This is a genomic window from Micromonospora sp. L31 (genome assembly GCF_052068075.1).
Classification (GTDB): Bacteria; Actinomycetota; Actinomycetes; order Mycobacteriales; family Micromonosporaceae; genus Micromonospora; species Micromonospora purpureochromogenes.
The window spans coordinates 320,438-339,657 of sequence record NZ_JBQHDC010000007.1 but is presented as its reverse complement, the minus strand read 5'-3'; the positions used below and the strand labels follow the sequence as shown (position 1 = coordinate 339,657).

Genomic DNA, 19,220 nt, shown 5'->3' with positions numbered 1-19,220 from the left:
GCAGGCCGGCCAGGGGCTTTGACGCAGGCCCTAGAGGCGGGCCAGCGCCTTGCGCAGCGGGTCGAGCCCCAGCGAGCCGAGGTCGAGCGCCTGCCGGTGGAACTCCTTGAGGTCGAAGTCGGCGCCCTTGCGGGCCTTCGCCTCCTCGCGGGCCTGGAGCCAGATCCGCTCGCCCACCTTGTACGACGGCGCCTGCCCCGGCCAACCCAGGTAGCGGTTGAGCTCGAAGCGCAGGTTCTCGTCCGGCACCCGGCAGTGCGCCCGCATGAACTCCCAGCCCAGCTCCGGCGTCCAGCGCTCGCCGGGGTGGAAGTCGAACGGGTTGTCCTTCGGGATCTCCAGCTCCAGGTGCATGCCGATGTCGACGATCACGCGGGCCGCCCGCATGGCCTGCCCGTCGAGCATGCCGAGCTTGTCGCCCGGATCCTCCAGGTAGCCCAGGTCGTCCATCAGCCGCTCGGAGTAGAGCGCCCAGCCCTCGCCGTGCCCGGAGACCCAGCAGAGCAGCCGCTGCCAGCGGTTGAGCAGCTCGGCCCGGACCGCCGTCTGCGCCACCTGGAGGTGGTGCCCCGGCACGCCCTCGTGGTAGACGGTGGTCACCTCGCGCCAGGTGGAGAAGTCGGTGATGCCCTGCGGCACCGCCCACCACATCCGCCCCGGGCGGGAGAAGTCCTCGCTCGGCCCGGTGTAGTAGATCGCCCCGTCACTGGTCGGCGCCAGGCAGCACTCGATCCGGCGGACCTGCTCCGGGATGTCGAAGTGGGTGCCGTGCAGGTCGCTGATGGCCTTGTCGGCCAGCGTCTGCATCCAGTCCCGGAACGCCTCCTTGCCCTGGATGGTCCGGGCCGGGTCGGCGTCGAGCGCCGCCACCGCCTCGTCGATGCTCGCGCCCGGGCCGACGATCCTCCCGGCCAGCGCCCGCATCTCGGCCTCCAGCCGGGCCAGCTCCGCGAAACCCCAGGCGTACGTCTCGTCGAGGTCGACCTTTGCGCCGAGGAAGTACTGGGAGGCCAGCTCGTACCGTTCCCGGCCGGCGGCCTGCTTGTCCCGCCCCTGCGGGGCCAGCTCGGTGCGGAGGAACTGGCCGAACTCGGCGGTGGCGGCGGTGGCGGACGCGGCGCCCCGGCGCAGGTCGGCGCCGAGGGTGCCGTCCGCGCCGAGCCGCTCCACCAGGCCGTGGAAGAAGTTGTCGCCGTTCGGGTCGGTCCAGACGTCGCACTGCTTGGCCACCTCGACCAGCTGCACCTTCGAGCTGATCCGGCCGGCGGCGGCCGCCTCGCGCAGGGTGGTCTTGTAACCCTCCAGCGTCGTGGCGAACCGGGTGAGTCGGGCGGCGATGTTGGCCTGGGCGGCCTCGCCCTCGGTCGGCATCAGGTCGAAGACCATGCGGATCTCGTGCAGCCCGCTGGCGATCACGTTGACCTCGCTGGTCACCTCACCCGCGTCGTATCGGGCGAGGTCCAGGCCGAGGCGTTCCTGCATGGCCTCCTTGGCCGTCCGCTCAATCTCCGTGTCCGGCTCGGTCACGTCGAGGTCGGCGAGGGTGCGCCGGGTCAGCTCGGCCCGGGCCTCGTAGCCGGCCGGGGAGAGGTCGTCGAGCTGGTCGTCGTAGCCGGCGATACCGACGTAGGTGGCGCCGGTCGGGCTCAGCGGGGCCCAGTCGGCCACGTAGCGGTTCGCGAGGTCATCGATTCGTCCCACGCTGCGACCCTACGTGACCGACCGGCCCTGATGTCGAGCGTGTTTGGCGTGTTCGGGGCAGCAGTCGCGCCGGGTCGACGTCGATCGGAAACGGCCACCGGGCGCGCAGCCGCTGCCCGCCGACCGCCCGCGCGGTGGGCACGTAGTGCCCGTCGCCGTCGAGGCCGAACAGCTCCACCACCACCCGGCGCATCCGGCCGCCGATCTCCACCCGCATGAAGTACGGCACGCCGCCCTCGGCGCAGCGACGCCGCTTGTCCGCCCCGTCCCACGCGGATCCGCCGGGCCGGACGAACTCCACGGCCAGGGCGCACAGCTGCGCCGGGACCCACCGCTCCTCCTCGTCGGTGGCGGGGAGGGTGTGCAGCACGGTGACGTCCGGCTGGATCCAGCAGGTCGGCGAGAAGGTCAGGTTGACCCGGCCGAGCACGTGTCGGCCGGCCGCCTCGGCCGCCGGCACCAGGGCGCTGGCCAGGCTCGCCGTCGCGATGCTCTCGATGGCGGGCGGGAACGGGGTGACCACCAGCCGACCGTCGACGCACTCGTGCCGCGCGCCGGCCAGCTCACCGACCCGCAGGTGGCGTTCCGCGCGCTGCACCGTCCACCCGCCGTCAAGGTCGAGCACCGGATCCGACCCGCGCGTCAGCAGCATCAACGCCTCACCCCTCCCGGCTGATCAACGACGGTGCGCCGCGCGGGGTTCCGTGTCGACTACGGCAGCAACTCCGCTGGAGCGAAGTCGATGGGGAAAGGCATGTCCGCCCGGAGCCGGCGCCCGCCCTGCGCCTTCGCCACGGTGGCGTACGCGCTCCAGTCGTCGAGCGAGAAGAGTTCCACGGAGACGTGCCGCAACCGACGGACGATCTCGACCCGCATGAAGTACGGCACCCCGGCCTCGGCGCACCGGCGCGGCTTGTCGAGGAAATCCTGCTGCCCGGCTGGCGGGTGAGACGAACTCGACCGCCATCGTGCAGTACCGCACCGGGACCCAGCGGTCCTCGTCGTCCGTCTTCGGCAAGGTGTGCAGCACGGTGACGTCGGGCTGGATCCAACTGCGCGGATTGAACGTCAGGTTGAGCTGGCCGTAGACGTACAGGTTCGCCGCCTCCGCCGCAGGCCCGAGTAGTCGAATGAGCTTGGCTTCGCCGAAACTGTTCGCACCGGCTTCCGCGGGGGTCATGACCAGCGTTCCGTCGACACGCTCGAAGCGCGCGTCCGGCAGGTCGCGCGGCGGGAGGTATCGGTCGGCCAGGCCCGTCGTCCAGACCCCGTCAAAGTCGTAGAGCCGGTCGAACCTCTCCGGCATTGCCATCGGGCACACCTCCTCGACTGGTCAACGCCTCCACTGCACGCCGGCTGCTGTGGCGGTCGACACGGCGTCCGATTTTCGCGGGACATCGTCGTACCCCTGCGGCAGAGTGTCAGGGGTGACCACCCATGTGACCCCTGACCGGGCGCCGCTGCGCAGCTGGCTGCCCGGCTTCCTGGCGCTCGCCGCGATCTGGGGTGCGAGCTTCCTCTTCATCAAGGTCGGCATCGAGGAGCTGCACCCGCTGCATCTCACCCTCTACCGGGTGGCCACCGGCGCGCTCACCCTGCTGGTGGTGCTCGCCGTGCTCCGCGACCGGCTGCCGCGGGAGCCCCGGGTCTGGGCGCACCTGGTCGTGGTCGCCGCGTTCGGGGTGGCGCTCCCGTTCACCCTCTTCGGCTACGGCGAGCAGCGGGTCGAGTCGATGCTCGCCGGCATCTGGAACGCCACCACGCCGCTCATCGTGCTGCCGCTGGCGGTGCTGGCCTTCCGCACCGAGCGGCTGACCACGCGCCGGGCGGTGGGGCTCGGGCTGGGCTTCCTCGGCGTGCTGGTGGTGCTCGGCGTCTGGGAGGGCGTCGGCGGCGCGCACTTCACCGGCCAGTTGATGTGCTTCGGTGCGGCGGCCTGCTACGGCGTGGCCATCCCGTACCAGAAGAAGTTCATCGCCGGCAGCTCGTACTCCGGGCTGTCGCTCTCCGCGGCGCAGCTGCTGGTGGCGACGGCGCAGCTCGCGGTGGTCGGTCCGCTGGTGGTCGGGGCGCCGCCCGTGCCGACCGAGCTGTCGGCGCCGGTGGTGGGCAGCGTGGTCACGCTCGGCGCGCTCGGCACCGGGCTGGCCTTCGTGATCAACCTGCGCAACATCCGGGTGGCCGGCGCGAGCACCGCCTCCACGGTGACCTACCTGATCCCGATCTTCGCGGTGCTGATCGGCGCGGTGGTGCTCGACGAGCGGCTGAACTGGCACCAGCCCGTCGGCGCGCTGGTCGTGCTGCTCGGCGTCGCGGTGACGCAGGGCCTGGTCGGCCCGCGCCGCCCGCGCGCCGAGGCGGTTACCGGCATCCCCGCCGTGCCGGCCGCGGAGCCCGCTGCCCGCTGACCCCGCCGGCCGGGGGTCAGCGGCGGGTGCGGGCCCACTTGAGCAGGCGGTCGGCCGGCCAGGTGTTGACCACCCGGTCGGCGGGGACGCCGCAGAGCGCCGCCCGCTCGCAGCCGAACCGCTGCCAGTCCAGCTGCCCCGGCGCGTGCGCGTCGGTGTTGATGGCGAACCGGCAGCCGGCCTCCAGGGCCCGGCGGATCAGCCGCTTCGGCGGGTCCTGCCGCTCCGGCCGGGAGTTGATCTCGACGGCCACGCCGCGCTCGGCGCACGCGGCGAAGACCGCGTCCGCGTCGAAGTCGCTCTCGCCCCGGGTACGCGGCCGGTGCGCGCGGTCACCCGGACCCTTCACCCCGGCCGGGCGGGACGACACCATCCGCCCGGTGCAGTGGCCGAGGATGTCCAGGTGCGGGTTGTCGATCGCGGCCAGCATCCGGCGGGTCATCTTCGCCCGCTCGTCGCTCAGCCCGCTGTGCACCGAGCCGACCACCACGTCCAGCCGGGCCAGCAGCTCGTCGGTCTGGTCCAGCGAGCCGTCGGCGAGGATGTCCACCTCGATGCCGGTGAGGATGCGGAACCCCTTGGGCAGGGCCTCGTTCACCGCCGCGACGTGGTCGAGTTGCTTGCGCAGGCGGTCCGCGGTGAGGCCCCGGGCCACCTTGAGCCGGGGCGAGTGGTCGGTCAGCACCACGTACTCGTGGCCCAGCTCGACCGCCGCGAGCGCCATCTCCTCGATCGGCGACCCGCCGTCGGACCAGTCGGAGTGGGTGTGGCAGTCGCCGCGCAGCGCGGTCCGCAGCGCGGTGGCCGCGGCGTCCAGGTCGGTGCCCTCGGTGGCGACCAGCCGGCGCAGGTAGACCGGCTCCTCGCCGGCCAGCGACTCGGCGACGCAGCGGGCCGTGACGTCACCGACGCCGGTCAGCTCGGTGAGCTTGCCGGTGCGGGCGCGCTCGGCGACCTCCTTCGCCGGCAGCTCGGTCAGGGCCTTCGCCGCCGACCGGAACGCCCGAACCCGGTAGGTGGCCTCGTTGGCCCGTTCCAGCAGGAACGCGATCCGGCGCAGGTCGGCGATGGGATCCCGGGCGGTCATGACCTGCAAACTACGCGCCCGCGCCGCCGGTCGGGGGTACGACCGGCGGCGCGGGCTGGTGGTGGTACGCCGGATCAGGCGTACGGCAGCGTGACGACCGAGCGGTCGCCGAGGCCGAGGGTGGTCGGGTTCGTGCCGATGGCGGACCAGACCTCCACCTTCACCGTGCCGTTCGACAGGTTGCCGAGGGCGCCGGTGGCGGAGAGCAGTCCGGCGTTCTGGGTGTAGTGCTCGTAGCCGGGAACCGGGTCGGTGGCGAAGTAGCGGTACGTCTCCACCCGGTCGACGGTCCCGTCACCGGTCAGGTCGTAGGAGACCCGCGCCTGCACCCCGTTGCCGACGGCCGAGCCGGCGTCGAGGAACAGGTCGAACCGGGTCTGCCCACCCGAGTACGCCATGGTCAGCCCGGTCGCGGTGAAGACCACCGGGTTGGTCGGCGTGCCGTCGTGGTTCGTGCCGCCGGCGCCGGCCACCGTGGTGGTCGTCGTGCCGCCGGCCGCCCCCAGGCCACCGCCGGGCAGCAGGTACCGCGTCGGCGAGCCGCTGGGCGGGGGCGTGGTCGGCGTCGGGCTCGGGGTGGTGGGTGTCGGGCTCGGCGTCGGGCTGGTCGGCGTCGGGCTCGGGCTCGTGCCGCCGCTGGCGTTGCCGCCGCTCCACGTGTACGCCCCGGTGGTCGCCGTCCGTCCGGCCGCGACCGTCAGCCGGGTGCCGTCGGACCAGGTCACCGTCAGCGGCGCGGCGGTGATGTTGCTGGCCACGTAGGTGCGGGCGCCGTTGCGGGTGAAGACGGCCGCCAGCGGGTGGTTCGCGGTGACGCCGGTGTCCACCTGGCCCAGTGCCGCCAGGTTGCGGATCCAGTGGAACGTGTGGGCGCGGCTCTCGCCCTCCTCCGGGCTGTAGCCGGGGTTGGCGCGCAGCTTCGTCAGTGCCGCGTCGGGGTCGCCGAGGGCCAGGAACTGCCAGAGGATGTCCTGCCAGACCGTGGGTTCGCCGCCGTTGTTGCGGACCAGTTCGGCGTAGTTGGTCCTGGGGTAGGCCGGGCGGTAACCCAGGTAGAGGTGGCCGCCGGTGACCGGCAGCATGTTGATGCCTTGGATCATCTCCGGGTCGGCGCTGAACCAGGTGGAGTACGCGCCACCGTCGCCCCAGACCATGCCGACCGTCGAGTGCCCGAAGGCGGCCGGGAAGTTCTCGTCGTCGACGTCGAACCAGTACTGCTGGATCGCCGCCGCCTGGTTGGTGTACATGAACATGCCGGCGTCCCGGACGGCGGTGTTGCCGGTGGCCTGTCCCCACTGGATGAGGGCGTTGGCGAAGTTCATCCCCTCCGACGACGACTCCTGGTTGTTGCCGGCGGCGAACGAGCCGTGCCCGGAGGCCCAGTCGTGCCCGGCGTAGATGTCGAAGTCTCGAAGGTACGGGAAGCGGGTGTCCTCGCGGCTGTAGTTGTTGGCGTCCCGGATGAGCAGGTCGACCATGCCGCCGTACCGGTCGGTGGTGGCCCAGGTCGGGTCGAACTTGGCCAGCGTCGCGGCGGCCGCGATGAAGTACCCGTAGTGGAAGTGGTGGTCGTTGAGCTCCTGGTCGGAGCCGTACGACGCGGGGTAGCCGATCAGGGTGCCCCAGTTCCGGTCGTAGTAGAAGACCCGGGCCGTCTTGCCGGGGGTGGCGGTGAACCAGTCGTTCAGCGTGGACCGGATGGCGTTCAGCGCGGCGGTACGGGTCTCCGTGTCACCGACCAGGTCGGCGATCTCGGCGATCCGGGCGGCCCGCCCGAGACCCTTGCCGGTCCAGTACGTGTCGGTGCCGCGCTGGTCCATCGGGTTGCCCCGCACCGCGGCGAGCTGCTCGCGGAGCTGGGCCAGGTCGGCGCCGGCGCCGGTGGCGACGGCGGGCAGCTCCGGCAGCACCCCCTGGTAGGTCATCGCGGTGCGGAACTGGCTGATGCCGGTGAGCACCTTCATCCGGCCGCGGGCGGACGGATAGCTCTGGCCGATCGGGGTGGCGCCGGCCAGCGCCTTCCACTGGTGCGGGTAGAGGCTCACCACGGTCTGGGTGGCGGTGCCCTCCCGGGGGGTGGTGGTGAAGGCGTACGTGGTGGTGACCCGGCTGCTGGCCTGGTCGTAGGAGTAGGAGACCCGGGTGCGGGTGACGTGTGCGTGGGCGTACCGGCCGTAGGCGGTGGCGAGGTCGGCGCGGGCGATGGCGTCGGTGCTCGGCGTGGTGGGCAGCAGGGCGACGGAGAAGTAGCCCTTGCCGGCCAGGGTGGAGGTGATCCGTCCACCGGCGACGGTCCAGGTGGCGCCGGTCGGGGCGTAGGCGACGTAGTCGTGGCCCCGGACGGTGAAACCGATGGTGGCCCCGTTCTGGGACCACACCGTCGGGCTGCCGCCGGTGGGGTTGATCAGCGCGTCGCCGCCGCTGGTCCGGAAGTAGGCGAACGGCAGGCCGTGGCCGATGGTGGCCCGCAGGGTACGAGTGCCGTCGCTCCAGTACGGGCTGACCGTCCAGTCGGTCCAGTCGTCGACCTTGACGACCGGGGCGCCGAGCCCGGTCACGCCGACCCGGATGTCCTCGGCGTACGCGTACTTGTACTCGCCCACCCCGGTCGCCGTGCCGGTGATGGTGGGGGTGGAGGTGGCGGAGAAGCCCAGGCCGTCGCCGAAGGGCTGGTAGGAGGCGGGGTGCGCGTGCAGCGGCTCGCTGTACGCGCAGTTGGTCCGCTTCCACAGCAATGACGACCACCAGTCGTTGGTGGGGATCGGGCCGGCGGGTGCGTTGGCGGTGACGAACTGCCGGGGGTTGGTGGACAGGTCCCCGCAGCCGGTGGGCAGGGGGCCGACCCGGTCGGTGGTGTAGCTGCCGGCGCCGACGGTGGCGGCCTCGGCGGTGGCGGTGGCCGTGAGGGCGAGACCGGCGACGACGACGGCCAGGGCGGTGGTGGTGGCGAGCACCCAGGGGGTGCGGCGGGGTGGGACGGGAGGGTTCATCGTTCCTCCAGCGCGGCTCCGGGATCGGGGGCCCGGTGTCGCGGTTCGTCGGAATCGGGAGGTTTGTTACCTGAGAGAGCGCTCTCTGACGCGGACGTTAACGATTGACACGACTTTCGTCAATGTGTCAGTCGGGTGACGACCGTGTTGCGCGGACTCCCGTGCCTCCGGTCAGCCGGCGTCCGTGGTCGTGCGCGGGGCCTTCGGGCAGCCGTGTTCGCGCTCCCAGGACGTCACCGCGGCGACCGGCGACCGGTTGCCGTCGCGGCGCCACGAATCCAGGTACTTCGCCGGCCACACCACGCCCCGGCGGATCCACCAGTCGTCGTGGCCGGTGCACTTCGGCGACAGGCCGAAGTGCAGGTGGCAGACGTTGTTGGCGTTGCCCGTCCGGCCCACCTTGCCGAGCTGCTGCCCCGCGCGGACCCGTACGCCGGCGTCCACACCGGCGCTGATCGCGCTCAGGTGCGAGCCGTAGTACCGCACCCCGTCGTCACCGAGCAACGACACCGAGAGCCCGCCGTTGTACGGCCCCAACGGCCCCCGTCGGTCGAACCGGTCCACCCGGCTCACCTCCAGGATCGTCCCGTCGGTCACCGCCACCACCGGCTCACCACAGTCGGCGAAGATGTCCGTGCCCGGATACGCCGAGTGCGTCGGGTGGTATGCGACCCTGCCGGCGCGTACCGGGAAGACCCGACGCAGCGGTGCGCGGCTCGGCGACGCTGACGGCGCGGCCGGGCTCGCGGAGGGCGCGGCCAACGGCGGCGCCGGCTGGTCCGCGGTGGCCGTCGCGGACGGAGCGTCCCAGACCGTGCTCGGCCCGGCGGCCGGCCGATCGCCGGGCGCACAGCCGGCGAGCAACGCCGGTGCCAGCAACAGCAGGACCGGATACGCCGGACGCGCGCGGCGGCCGGTCGATCGCGACGACATCCGGACATCCTGGCAGACGGATACGGTGGGAGGGTCCCCCGGAGCGCCGGGGGGTGCGTGGACGGGAGCGGTGACGGCGATGGATGGTCAGCCCACGTACCCGGCCGGGCCGGCCGCCGGGCAGTTCATGGCGCGTACCCCCTCGGGTCTGTTTCCGTCGGGGCGGCCGCGCCGGCCGACGTGGCGCGAGCCGCACCCGGTGACCGGCAGCGGGGTGGCCGCCGGCGCGGCGCTCGCCGCCGCCTGGCTGGTGCTCTTCGGCCTCCTCGGCCGCGGCGTCCCCGGGTACGCGTGGTGGACCGTGATCGCCGGCGTGGTGGCCTGGCTGGCCGCCCTCGGCCTCGTCCGGTACGGCGACCGGGGCGTGGCGACCGGGGTGGCGATCGTTACTGCGGGTGGTTGGAGCATCGCGTTCGCGATCGTGGTCGTGCGCTGGGCGACCAGCGCTGACTGGCCGATGTGGTGACGCTGCGTCATCGCCCGGCTTCGTTTCGAACGCCATCTTGACGTACTCGCTGTGACTGGGGAACCTTTCCGGTATGGCCTGGACCACCCCGCGGCTCGACCCCGAGCGCAGCCGTCGCCGCCTGCAGATTCTCGCCGAGTTGGCGGGGGCCCGCGCGGTACGACAGCGGGACAAGCCGCAGCGGGAGCGCACCGAGCGGCTGCGACAGCTGATCGCCACCCGGCGTCGCGTCGCCGGCTGAGGCGACTTTCTCAGGATTGACCGGCCCTTCGGGGCGTTGACCGGTCGCCTGCCGACCCGACCGGTTAACGTGCATCGCGTAACGAGTCGGCGTGCTGTGCCGAGGCCATTGGGGGGACCGTGTCGTACTTCGCTGCCGCCGTGGTGCGCGACGAGGGCGAGTGGAGCGCCGCCGAGGTGAACCTACGGGGCGCCTCCGACATCGACGAGGTCGCCGACCGGCTGCGCGACGTCGAGCCCGACGCCGACCTGTCGCTGCTCTTCGTCGAGGCGGACGACGCCTACCTGGTGATCCTGCGCCTGGACGAGGGGGAGGACCTGCGGATCTTCGGCTCCGACTCCGCGTACGCCGAGGAGTCCCGGCTGGGCGCGTTGCTCGTCGGTGACCTGAAGACCTCGGTCACCGGACTGGAGGAGAGCGAGGAGCCCCGGCCGTCCGCCGCCGGGACCGAGGAGAGCGAGCAGCCGGCGGTCGACCCCGAGGCGGACCCGGTCGGCGACGCGGACATCCTCGCCGACCTGGGCATCTCCGCCCAGAAGCTGCTCCGGCTCTGCGCCCACGAGGGGATGCTCCCGGCCGACGTCACGGCCGAGGTGTGCCAGGTGCTCGGGTGCGCCGACGAGGTCGAGGAACTGCGTGAGGTCTGACCCGCCGTCCGGCGACGGAGCCGCCCTGTCGGGCGGCGGTTCGCCGCTGGCCGGCGCCGCCGAGCCGGTCGACTCGACCGACCCGGCGCTGGAGACCGTACGCCCGGGGCAGCCGACCCCGGGCGCCGTCGGCCGCGTCGGGCCCGGCGCGGACGAGGGGCTGGCCGACCCGGACGGGGCGGGCCGCCGGCAGCGGCACGAACTGTGGATGCGCCGCGCGCTGGAGATCGCCGTCACCGGCCCGGACACGCCCGCCCCGGGCGCCGACGGCGCGGACGCCGCCGACGACATCCCGGTCGGCGCCGTGCTCTACGGCCCGGACGGGACCGAACTGTCGATCGGGCGCAACGAGCGCGAGCTGACCGGTGACCCGACCGCGCACGCCGAGGTGCTGGCGCTGCGCCGGGCCGCCGAGCGGCTGGGCCGCTGGCGGCTCGACGGCTGCACGCTGGTGGTCACCCTGGAACCCTGCACGATGTGTGCGGGCGCGCTGGTCCTGGCCCGGGTGTCCACCGTGGTCTTCGGTGCCTGGGAGCCCAAGACCGGGGCGGCCGGCTCGCTCTGGGACGTGCTGCGCGACCGCCGGCTCAACCACCGGCCGGAGGTCTACGGCGGCGTCCTGGAGTCCGAGAGCGCCGCCCTGCTGCGCGCCTTCTTCCGCTGACCGCCCGCCGCCCGGTCAGGCCGGGGTCGGGGTGGGGCGGAGCAGGTTCGCGGCCACCGCGCGGCCGGTCTCGGTCCACGGGGTGGGTCGCAGGGTCGCCGGGTCGAGCCGGACGATCGCCCGCCGGCCCTCGGCGTGCACGATGCTGCCGTCGAGCGAGCGGAACTGGTAGGCGTACTCGGCGCTGCTGGTGCCGAAGTGTTCGAGCCAGAAGTGCACCGCCACCGGCCCGGTGGCCGCGATCGGGGCGCGGTAGGTGATGGTGAACTCGCGTACCGCGTGGAAGGTGTCCGGCGCGCTGCGCTGCCCGCCCTGGTAGGAGACGCCCCGCTCGGCCCAGTAGGCGGTCAGGGCCCGCTCCAGCAGCACCACGTACCGGGAGTTGTGCAGGATCCCGAAGGCGTCGAGGTCGTCGAAGTACACGCTGACGTGCTCGACGTGGCCGTACTCGACGGCGGAGGGGGCGGCGAGGGCGTGGCTCATCAGAGGCCTTCCGGTAGCAGGGTCGGATCGGGGCACAAGGCCCGCAGGCGGTGCAGCAGGCCCTGGCGGGCGTGCCGGTAGGCGGTGTCGGGGTCCAGCAGCCGGGAGCGCAGTGCGGCGGCGATTCCCAGCGCGTCGATCTCGTACGCCAACTGCCGGACGTCGGTGTCGGCGGGGAGTTCGCCGGCGGCGACCGCCTCCCCGACGAGATGTTCGAGGAACGCGGTCCAGCGGCCGAACACCTCGGCGAGCCGGTCCCGGACCGGGCCGGGTCGGGCGTTGTACTCGAAGTCGGTGCTGGCGAAGAAGCAGCCGCCGGGGAGCACCCGGGCGGCGTAGAAGTCGATCCGGGCCTGGTGCAGCGCCCAGAGCCGCCGAACGCCCCGGGGGGCGCGCAGCGCCGGGTCGATGATCCGCTCCTGCCACTGCTCCACCGCCCGGTCGACGGTGGCGAGCTGGAGCGCCTCCTTGGAGCGCCAGTGCGCGAACAGGCCGGACTTGCTCACCCCGAGCGTGTCGGCGAGCTGCGCGAGCGAGAGCCCGTGCAGTCCGACCTCGGTGGCCAGCACCACCGCGGCGTCCAGCGCGGCGGCCCGGGTCCGGTCGCCGCGGGCGACGCGTCCGTCGACTGTCATGGGGAGAGGTTAACCAAAAAGCACGACCGGTCGTATTGTTTAAGTCGGTGACGGTGCTCACTCCGGACACGGCGGCGCCCCGCCATCCGATGCGGATGACGGGGCGCCGAGATAAGGAGGGGAACTCAGGCGATGGCGGTGTCCAGGGCGATCTCGACCATCTGGCTGAAGGTCTGCTCGCGCTCCTCGGCGGTGGTCTTCTCGCCGGTCTTGATGTGGTCGCTGACGGTCAGGATGGTCAGCGCCCGCGCCTTGAACCGGGCGGCGATCGTGTAGAGCGCCGCCGACTCCATCTCCACCGCCAGCACGCCGTAGTCGGCCAGTGTGTCGTAGAGGTCCGGCCGGTCGGTGTAGAAGGCGTCCGCCGCCAGGATCGGCCCGACCCGCATGCTGATGCCGCGCCGCTCGGCCACCTCGACCGAGGTACGCAGCAGCCCGAAGTCGGCGACCGGGGCGTAGTCGATCAGCCCGTCGAACCGCATCCGGTTCATGTTCGAGTCGGTGGAGGACCCGATCGCCGCGACCACGTCGCGCAGCTGGAGGTCCTCGGTCAGGGCGCCGCAGGAGCCGACCCGGATCAGGGTCTTCACGCCGTACTCGTTGACCAGCTCGTGGGCGTAGATGGAGGCGGACGGCATGCCCATGCCGGAGCCCTGGACGGAGACCGGCACGCCGTTCCAGCGACCGGTGAAGCCCAGCATGCCCCGGACCGTCGAGTAGCACGTGGCGTCCTCGAGGTAGGTCTCCGCGATCCACTTGGCCCGCAGCGGGTCGCCCGGCATCAGGACCCGCTCGGCGATCTCTCCCGGCTTCGCGCCGATGTGCGTACTCATGGCAAAGATCCTGCCAGGCCGGAGGCGGGCATACCGGTTCGGCATCCAGACCGGCGGTCCTGTACCCTCGTCGGCGGTGGCGTGTCCGAGTGGCCTAAGGAGCACGCCTCGAAAGCGTGTGAGGGGGCAACCCCTCCGCGGGTTCAAATCCCGCCGCCACCGCTCGTGAACAGCGAGAACGCCCGGTCGATCCGCGAGGATCGGCCGGGCGTTCCGCTTGTGGTCTCAGTTTTGGTCTCGGTTCGTGCTCAAGAGCCCGTCTCGGGTCCGCTGCCGGGCTGTCCCAGAGCAGCCCGCCGACGCGCTGGGCGATGTCCCGACGGACCTGGGCGGGGCGGTGGCGCGCCCCTGGTCCTGCTCGTCGTGCTCCATGCCGCAGGAGGTGGAGCGTCGGCCTCTACGCGGTGTTCACCAGCTGATTCCGGCCGCCACCGGCAGGTGGTCGCTGCCGGTGGCCGGCAGCACCCACGAGCTCTCCGGCTTCACGCCGCGGACCAGGATCTGGTCGATCCGCACCACCGGGAACTTTGCCGGCCAGCTGAAGCCGAAGCCGTCCCCGGCCGTGTCCTGGGCCGAGCGCAGCTGCGAGGTGATGTCGGCGAAGGCGCGGTCGTCCATGGCGCCGTTCAGGTCGCCGAGCAGCACCACCCGCTCGTTCTGCTCGGCGGCGATGGCCCTGCCGAGCGCCTGCGCGTTTCTGTCCCGATGGGCCGTCCAGAAGCCCGCCCTGGGATTCACCCGTACGGACCCCAGATGGGCCACGTACACCGCCAGCGGCCCCTGGTCCGTGGCCACCGTGGTGCGCAGCGCCCGGTTGTAGGCCATCTTGACGTCGACCGGCTTGCTGGCCGCCAGCGGCCCGGCGTCCATCTGGATGTCGACCGGCTGGGTGTCCGACAGCGGCAGCTTGCTCCACAGCCCGACCGTGCCCTGCACCGTGTGGTACGGGTACGCCTTCGCCAGCTCCATCTCGTACGTGCCCGTGGCCTGCGGGGTCAGCTCCACCAGGGCCAGCACGTCCGCCCCGGAGGCGGCCAGGTCGCGGGCAGTGCCGGCCGGGTCGGGATTGCCGGCGCCGACGTTGTGCTCGGCCACGGTGAGGTCGCCGCCCGGATGGGACTTGTCGCCGAGCAGCCCGCCGAAGAGGTTCAGCCACACCATGACCGGCAGCAGCAGCGCGGCCACCGCGGAGGCGGAGCGGCGCCACAGCGCCCCGATCAGCAGTACGGGGATGAACAGCCCGAACCACGGCAGGAAGGTCTCCACCAGGCTGCCGAGGTTCCCGATCCGGTTCGGGATCTTCGCGTGCAGCAGCATGAACAGGCCCAGCAGCAGCGCCAGCGCCGCGAGCAGCCGGCCGTGCTTCCAGGGGCCCGGCCGGGAGGCGGCGCGTATCGCCCGGCGGATGCGCGCGCGCCAGGTCCCGGCGCCGGCATCCCGGCGGCCGGCGCTGCCCGGCCCGGTCTCCGCCGTGTCCAGCTGCGTCATGTCGGTCCTCGCTCACTGCCGGTCACTGCCGCATCCTCGGGTCCCAGGTGGGGTCGGCGTACATACTCGGGCAGCAGCCGTCGTCGATCGCTTCGGGGCGCAGTTCGTAGTGCCAGGCCTCGTTGCGGTAGATCTGGCACAGCCCGTACTCGGCGCCGTGCTTGGCCGGCCACGCCGTCGATCGCAGCGTGGCTCGCCGCCGGCCTACACGTAGCCCATACCCGAGGTGGGCTGGCCATCCGCACCCCCGACCCAGAGTACCGAGAGATCAGGCACGTACCTCGTGACTACTGGGACGGCAACCGGTTCACCAAGCCGTACGAGGTGGTCACCGGCCCGGACCGGTCATGGCTCAACCGCAAGCTTGACGCTCTGAGGAAACCGCGGGGCCGATGAAGGAGAAGGGTGGAGCGGACGAGGCAGCCAGCGTCACGCGCTGGTTCAGCCCTCGCGATCCCGAGGCGGCACCGGACGAGAACGCCCGGTCGGTCCGCGAGGATCGGCCGGGCGTTCCGCTTTCGGCTCTCAGAGCCTCCGGCCCTGCGCGTCGTCGGCGACGATGCCGTCCAGGCGTACCCCGGGAGCCAGTTGCCGCGGGTCGAACCAGAAGATCACCACCTCCGGGTCCGCACTCCACTTCGCCAGCCGGGCGTCGATCTGACGGCCGTCGGCGGTGCCGATGATGCGCTTCGCAGGACCGACGAAGTATCCGAAGGTGGGCACCGGGTTGCGGTCCGGTCCGGGTCCCGACTGGTCGTAGCCGATCTGGTGGAATCCGGGGCGGCGGTCGTTGCCCTCGACGTCGTTGACCAGGAAGTCCGAGGTCAGCCTGCCGTCGGCGGCGCGGCGGCCGGCGACCAGTCCGATCGTCACCCCGGGTACGTCGGGTAGGTCGACGGCGATGAAGTAGAAGACCCGCTCGTCGGCGCCGTACCGCACCCCGCTGTCCACCACGCGACCGACCGGGACCGGTGGCGGCTCTTCCGGGCTCGGTGTGGGGTCCGCCGAGCGGTGGACGGCAGGTGCGGTGACGGCCGGCGCATCCGGCCGCTCGGGCTCCGGCGGGCCGGTCTGCTGCACAGCGGCCGTGACGCCGGCGACCACCGCCAGCACAACCGCCGCCGCGCCGGGGCCGGCGAGCCGCCGGCGGCGACGCAGGCGGCGACCCTCGCGCATGATCGTGGTCAGGTCGAGGGCGTCCCGCCCGGTCCGTTCGGTCGCCCGCATGGCCTGCCGGAGCTGCTCCGTCTCGTTCATCGGCGCGCCCCGTGGGTCGCCGGCGTTTCGGCGCCGGCCTTGCGCAGCTTCTCCAGGGCGCGGGAACTGGTGCTCTTGACCGTCCCGACCGACACGTCGAGTTCGTGGGCCACCTGCAGCTCCGGCAGATCGAAGTAGTAACGCAGGACGACGATGGCGCGCTCGCGCGGGCTGAGCGTGCCGAGGATGGCGAGCAGCCAGCGTCGGGTGGCGACCTCGTCCGCGACGTCGCCCCGACGTTGCTCCGGAACGTCCTCGCTGGGGTACTCGCGGATCGGGCGCCGCCAGCTGTCGACGAGATGGTTGACCATCACGGTCCGGGCGTATCCGTAGGCGTCGCTGTCGCGGACCCGGGACCATGACGCGTAGGTGCGGACCAGCGCGGTCTGCGCCGCGTCCTCGGCCTGGTGGTGGTCGCCGGTGATCAGGAAGGCGGCGTGCACCAGTCGACCGGACGCCGCCCGGGCGAACTCGACGAACTCCGCGTCACCCCGGGCCATGCCCGCCCTGCCCGCATCGCCCGCCCTTCGCGCATCCCACGACGGACAGGACGGGTGGGGCGGGTGAAAGGTTGAGTCCGCGCGAGATCAACTTTCTGGCCGGGTCACCCGTCCTCCTCGCTGCGCACGACCGGCCGGCGCTGCGCAGCGAGGGGAGACGCATGACAACGAAGACTACGGGTCGGACCCGCGCCACCGGCGCGGCACTGTCGCTGGCAGCCCTGCTGCTCAGCGCGGCGACCGGCTGCGCGCGACCGGCCGCTGGTCAGCCACCCGCCCCGGCCGCCGGGGCGGACACCACCACCCCCGCGCCGCCACCGGTGGCCGCCCGGCCACGAGCCGCCGCCATCAGCTATCCGGCTGACGGCGGCAACCGGTGGCGCCGCGCCGCTGCGGAAACACCGGCCCCCGGCGGGACCGGGCGGCTGCTGCGCTACCGGGTGGCGGTGGAGCGCGACATCCAGGGCCTGCCGGTGACCGAGTTCGCGGCGGAGGTCAGCAGGACGTTGAACGACCCGCAGGGGTGGACCGCGGGCGGGACGCTGCGGCTGCGCCGGGTCGGCTGGGGTCAGCCGGCCGACTTCACCATCTACCTCGCCACCCCAGGTACCCGCGACGAGCTGTGCCAGGACCTGCACGACGGCTACACCTCCTGCCGCAACGGAGACCGGGTGGTGCTCAACGTGGCCCGCTGGGTGAAGGGGGTGCCGCACTATGGCGCGAGCCTCGCCACCTACCGGCGATACATGATCAACCACGAGGTCGGGCACCGGCTCGGCATGGGTCACGAGCGGTGCCCGGGTCGGGGCCGACCGGCACCGGTGATGCAGCAGCAGTCGCTGGGCCTGCACGGCTGCACCGCGAACGCCCTGCCCTACCTCGACGGTGAGCGCTACACCGGACCGTCGGGCGCCTACGATGACCCCGTACCGCCCCGCGACCGAGGCCGGCTCGGCTGACACGATCCGCGCCGAGCGCCGGTCGGTGAGGCCGTCAACTGAACGGACGCGCGCGAGGGCGGGCGGCGACCCGGTGTCGGCCGGGATGCGGACCGCGGCCGCCGGTGATCACGTACGGGGAAGGCCCGGGCCCGAATGGACCCGAGCCTTCCCCGGCAAGACGTCAGGACTGCGGCAGGATGCCGATGTCCACCTGGGTCTCGGCGCCGTCGCGCACCTCGACAAGGGCGCTGAGCCCGTACGGGTAGTAGCCGCCGACGTAGCTGACGATGTCCGAGTCGGTGGCGTCGTCGCCCAGGTCGGGCGTGGTGAACTCGGTGGTGCTGCCGTCCCGCAGGTTGACCCTGACGGTGTACCGGCCCGGCATCAGCCGTCCGCCCCAGTAGGTCCCGCTGACCGTATTGGTGTAGATGCCCGTCCAGTCCCACGGCAGCGAGCCCGTCTCCGGCACCACGGTCATTCCGGCGATCTTGTCGAAGGCCATCGGCTCCCCGGCGTCGCGCTGGCCGTCCCGGTCGAGGTCGAGCCAGATGTGGCCGGCGACAGCGCCCTCGGCGATGTAGGTGACGGTGTCCGAGGCGGTGTTGTTCTCCGTCGACGACTCCGGCGTGCCGGCGGACGCGGTCGCGGTGAAGGTCAGCGGGCCGGCCGGCGTGCCGGGCTGCGCCCGCAGCTTCACCCGCATGTTGAGCCCGTCGGTGCCGATGTCCCAGTGCTCACGGGTGCACTCGACGAACCGGTCGGTCGTCTCCTCCAGTCGGCAGGCCCAGGAGGGGTCGCCGGCGTCAACGGAGAGGAACTCGACGGTCGGCGGGAGCGGGAGCCGGACCACGACTTCCTCCGCCGGGCTGCCACCCTCGGTGAACACGAACGCCGACACCTCGAACTCCTGGTTCGCCCGCAGCTCGTCCGTGCCGACCACGTTCAGCCCGTAGACGTTCAAATCGCCCGGAAGCGGGACGGCGTACGTGAACGTGGTCGTGCCGCTGTTGTTGGCCAGCGACTGCTCCGTCGCCGGAGTCGACACCGAGCCGGTCACCGTCCGGGTGTCGCCCGCCGTCCCGGCCGGGAAGTACGGGTAGAGGTTGAACTGGGCCGTCTCGCCCGGTCGGATCTCCTGGTCGTTCTCGCAGACCCAGACGGAGGTGGAGAAATCGCACTTCCACGACGGGTCGCTCTGGGTCCAGGAGCCAGCGACGGCGTCCGGTGGCATCTGGAAGGTGAAGCGGGCACCGGGGGCGGTGGAGGTGCCCTCGTTGACCGCCCAGGCCCCCACGGAACCGCGCGAGCCATTGCCGCCCAGGGTGGAGATCTCGCCGCCGTTCCACTGAACGAAGGAGAAGGCGAGGTCCGGCTTCGCCACGTACTCGATCGTGGCTGTGTTGGTGTTGTTGGTGGTGGACGACTCGTGGCTCGCGGTGGCGGCGGTGGCGGAGGCCGTCACCTTCCGACCGTCCGTGCCGGCGGGCAGGGTCGCCCAGACATCGAACTCGGTGGCGGCGCCCGCGGCGAGGTCGCCCCACTTGCACTTGGCGGCGGCAGCGTCGCAGCTCCAGCCGTTGAGTCCTTCGCCCCAGCCGAGGGTGGCGCCGGCCGGCAGTTGCAGTTTCACGGTGACGGCGTCGGCCTCGGTGCCCCCCGCGTTGCGTACCGAGACGTTGAGGCGGACGGGGCCGCCGTCCGGGCCGACCTCGCCGGGGTCGGTGAGCAGGCCGAGGACGACGTCGGCCGGGCTGGGCGCGGCTACCGCCGCGCCCGGGAGGGCGGTGAGCATCGACGCGACGACGGCGGTCGCGAGGGACCCGGTCCGCAGCGCTCGGCGGATCGTCGGGCGGAACACGTGGTTGACCATGGGTTCCTTGTCTGGTCGGGAACGGGGACGAGGGCCGGGACACGCGCTGGAGACGGTCACCTGGCCTGGCCGGGAT

The 19,220-nt window shown here is 72.5% G+C and carries 18 protein-coding genes, 1 tRNA gene and 1 pseudogene; 7 read left to right on the top strand and 13 right to left on the bottom strand.

The features are described 5' to 3' along the window. Positions 1-30 precede the first annotated feature (30 nt). From ACTMS9_RS21365 to ACTMS9_RS21355, 3 genes are read right to left on the bottom strand one after another with little or no spacing between them, the layout of a single operon-like run. Complete coding sequence (locus ACTMS9_RS21365; protein ID WP_441149512.1) at positions 31-1,701, bottom strand: DUF885 domain-containing protein; 1,671 nt, start codon at positions 1,699-1,701, stop codon at positions 31-33. Beyond that, a complete protein-coding gene (locus tag ACTMS9_RS21360) occupies positions 1,685-2,353 on the bottom strand; it encodes a Uma2 family endonuclease (protein WP_441165781.1) in 669 nt (222 codons plus the stop codon). Before ACTMS9_RS21360 ends, ACTMS9_RS21365 begins: the two co-directional genes overlap by 17 nt. A gap of 24 nt (positions 2,354-2,377) precedes the next feature. Next, positions 2,378-3,013, bottom strand: a complete 636-nt coding sequence (locus tag ACTMS9_RS21355) for a Uma2 family endonuclease (protein WP_441165780.1) — start codon at positions 3,011-3,013, stop codon at positions 2,378-2,380. A 115-nt stretch (positions 3,014-3,128) separates the two neighbouring features. Here ACTMS9_RS21355 and ACTMS9_RS21350 point away from each other — a divergent pair. Then, a pseudogene (locus ACTMS9_RS21350) lies at positions 3,129-4,243 on the top strand (DMT family transporter); the annotation flags it as partial. On the opposite strand, the gene ACTMS9_RS21345 reads toward ACTMS9_RS21350, so the two are convergent. The 3 genes from ACTMS9_RS21345 to ACTMS9_RS21335 form a co-directional block, all read right to left on the bottom strand. After that, positions 4,126-5,196, bottom strand: a complete 1,071-nt coding sequence (locus ACTMS9_RS21345) for a PHP domain-containing protein (RefSeq protein WP_441149515.1) — start codon at positions 5,194-5,196, stop codon at positions 4,126-4,128. The pseudogene ACTMS9_RS21350 and the gene ACTMS9_RS21345 sit on opposite strands and share 118 nt — an antisense overlap. A gap of 74 nt (positions 5,197-5,270) precedes the next feature. Beyond that, a complete protein-coding gene (locus ACTMS9_RS21340; RefSeq protein WP_441165779.1) occupies positions 5,271-8,186 on the bottom strand; it encodes a glycosyl hydrolase in 2,916 nt (971 codons plus the stop codon). A 171-nt stretch (positions 8,187-8,357) separates the two neighbouring features. Next, entirely contained in the window at positions 8,358-9,119 is a 762-nt protein-coding gene (locus ACTMS9_RS21335) for a M23 family metallopeptidase (protein WP_441165778.1), read from the bottom strand. A 79-nt stretch (positions 9,120-9,198) separates the two neighbouring features. Between ACTMS9_RS21335 and ACTMS9_RS21330 the strand changes: the two genes are divergently transcribed. From ACTMS9_RS21330 to ACTMS9_RS21315, 4 genes are all read left to right on the top strand, one after another. After that, the gene (locus tag ACTMS9_RS21330) at positions 9,199-9,585 is read left to right on the top strand and encodes a hypothetical protein (RefSeq protein WP_441165777.1); all 387 of its coding nucleotides are present in this window, start codon (positions 9,199-9,201) and stop codon (positions 9,583-9,585) included. A 73-nt stretch (positions 9,586-9,658) separates the two neighbouring features. Beyond that, the gene (locus ACTMS9_RS21325; RefSeq protein ID WP_170285394.1) at positions 9,659-9,826 is read left to right on the top strand and encodes a hypothetical protein; all 168 of its coding nucleotides are present in this window, start codon (positions 9,659-9,661) and stop codon (positions 9,824-9,826) included. A gap of 119 nt (positions 9,827-9,945) precedes the next feature. After that, on the top strand, positions 9,946-10,473 hold the full coding sequence (locus ACTMS9_RS21320) for a tRNA adenosine deaminase-associated protein (protein ID WP_280837403.1): 528 nt from the start codon (positions 9,946-9,948) through the stop codon (positions 10,471-10,473). A gap of 208 nt (positions 10,474-10,681) precedes the next feature. Beyond that, positions 10,682-11,137, top strand: a complete 456-nt coding sequence (locus ACTMS9_RS21315) for a nucleoside deaminase (protein ID WP_441165798.1) — start codon at positions 10,682-10,684, stop codon at positions 11,135-11,137. A 15-nt stretch (positions 11,138-11,152) separates the two neighbouring features. Here the strand turns inward: ACTMS9_RS21315 and ACTMS9_RS21310 are convergent, their stop codons facing one another. The 3 genes from ACTMS9_RS21310 to deoD form a co-directional block, all read right to left on the bottom strand. Continuing rightward, positions 11,153-11,620 (bottom strand): acyl-CoA thioesterase, encoded by a 468-nt coding sequence (locus ACTMS9_RS21310; protein WP_441149519.1) that lies wholly within the window; start codon positions 11,618-11,620, stop codon positions 11,153-11,155. Next, positions 11,620-12,255: a TetR/AcrR family transcriptional regulator gene (locus ACTMS9_RS21305; protein WP_441165776.1), complete on the bottom strand. Its 636-nt coding sequence runs from the start codon at positions 12,253-12,255 to the stop codon at positions 11,620-11,622. Before ACTMS9_RS21305 ends, ACTMS9_RS21310 begins: the two co-directional genes overlap by 1 nt. A 125-nt stretch (positions 12,256-12,380) precedes the next feature. Beyond that, entirely contained in the window at positions 12,381-13,088 is a 708-nt protein-coding gene (deoD, locus tag ACTMS9_RS21300; protein WP_088959848.1) for a purine-nucleoside phosphorylase, read from the bottom strand. 75 nt (positions 13,089-13,163) lie between these two features. On the opposite strand from deoD, the gene ACTMS9_RS21295 reads away from it, so the two are divergent. Then, positions 13,164-13,250 (top strand) — tRNA-Ser (locus ACTMS9_RS21295). A gap of 246 nt (positions 13,251-13,496) precedes the next feature. Here ACTMS9_RS21295 and ACTMS9_RS21290 read toward each other — a convergent pair. The 3 genes from ACTMS9_RS21290 to ACTMS9_RS21280 form a co-directional block, all read right to left on the bottom strand. Beyond that, positions 13,497-14,576, bottom strand: coding sequence for an endonuclease/exonuclease/phosphatase family protein (locus ACTMS9_RS21290; protein ID WP_441165775.1), 1,080 nt, complete (start codon positions 14,574-14,576; stop codon positions 13,497-13,499). Between the two features lie 525 nt (positions 14,577-15,101). Further along, the gene (locus ACTMS9_RS21285; protein WP_441149522.1) at positions 15,102-15,833 is read right to left on the bottom strand and encodes a hypothetical protein; all 732 of its coding nucleotides are present in this window, start codon (positions 15,831-15,833) and stop codon (positions 15,102-15,104) included. Continuing rightward, entirely contained in the window at positions 15,830-16,333 is a 504-nt protein-coding gene (locus tag ACTMS9_RS21280) for a SigE family RNA polymerase sigma factor (protein ID WP_441149523.1), read from the bottom strand. Before ACTMS9_RS21280 ends, ACTMS9_RS21285 begins: the two co-directional genes overlap by 4 nt. A 161-nt stretch (positions 16,334-16,494) precedes the next feature. Between ACTMS9_RS21280 and ACTMS9_RS21275 the strand changes: the two genes are divergently transcribed. Next, the gene (locus ACTMS9_RS21275) at positions 16,495-17,292 is read left to right on the top strand and encodes a DUF3152 domain-containing protein (protein WP_441165774.1); all 798 of its coding nucleotides are present in this window, start codon (positions 16,495-16,497) and stop codon (positions 17,290-17,292) included. A gap of 163 nt (positions 17,293-17,455) precedes the next feature. Here ACTMS9_RS21275 and ACTMS9_RS21270 read toward each other — a convergent pair whose 3' ends face one another. Then, the gene (locus ACTMS9_RS21270) at positions 17,456-19,144 is read right to left on the bottom strand and encodes a hypothetical protein (protein WP_441149525.1); all 1,689 of its coding nucleotides are present in this window, start codon (positions 19,142-19,144) and stop codon (positions 17,456-17,458) included. Between the last annotated feature and the right edge of the window lie 76 nt (positions 19,145-19,220).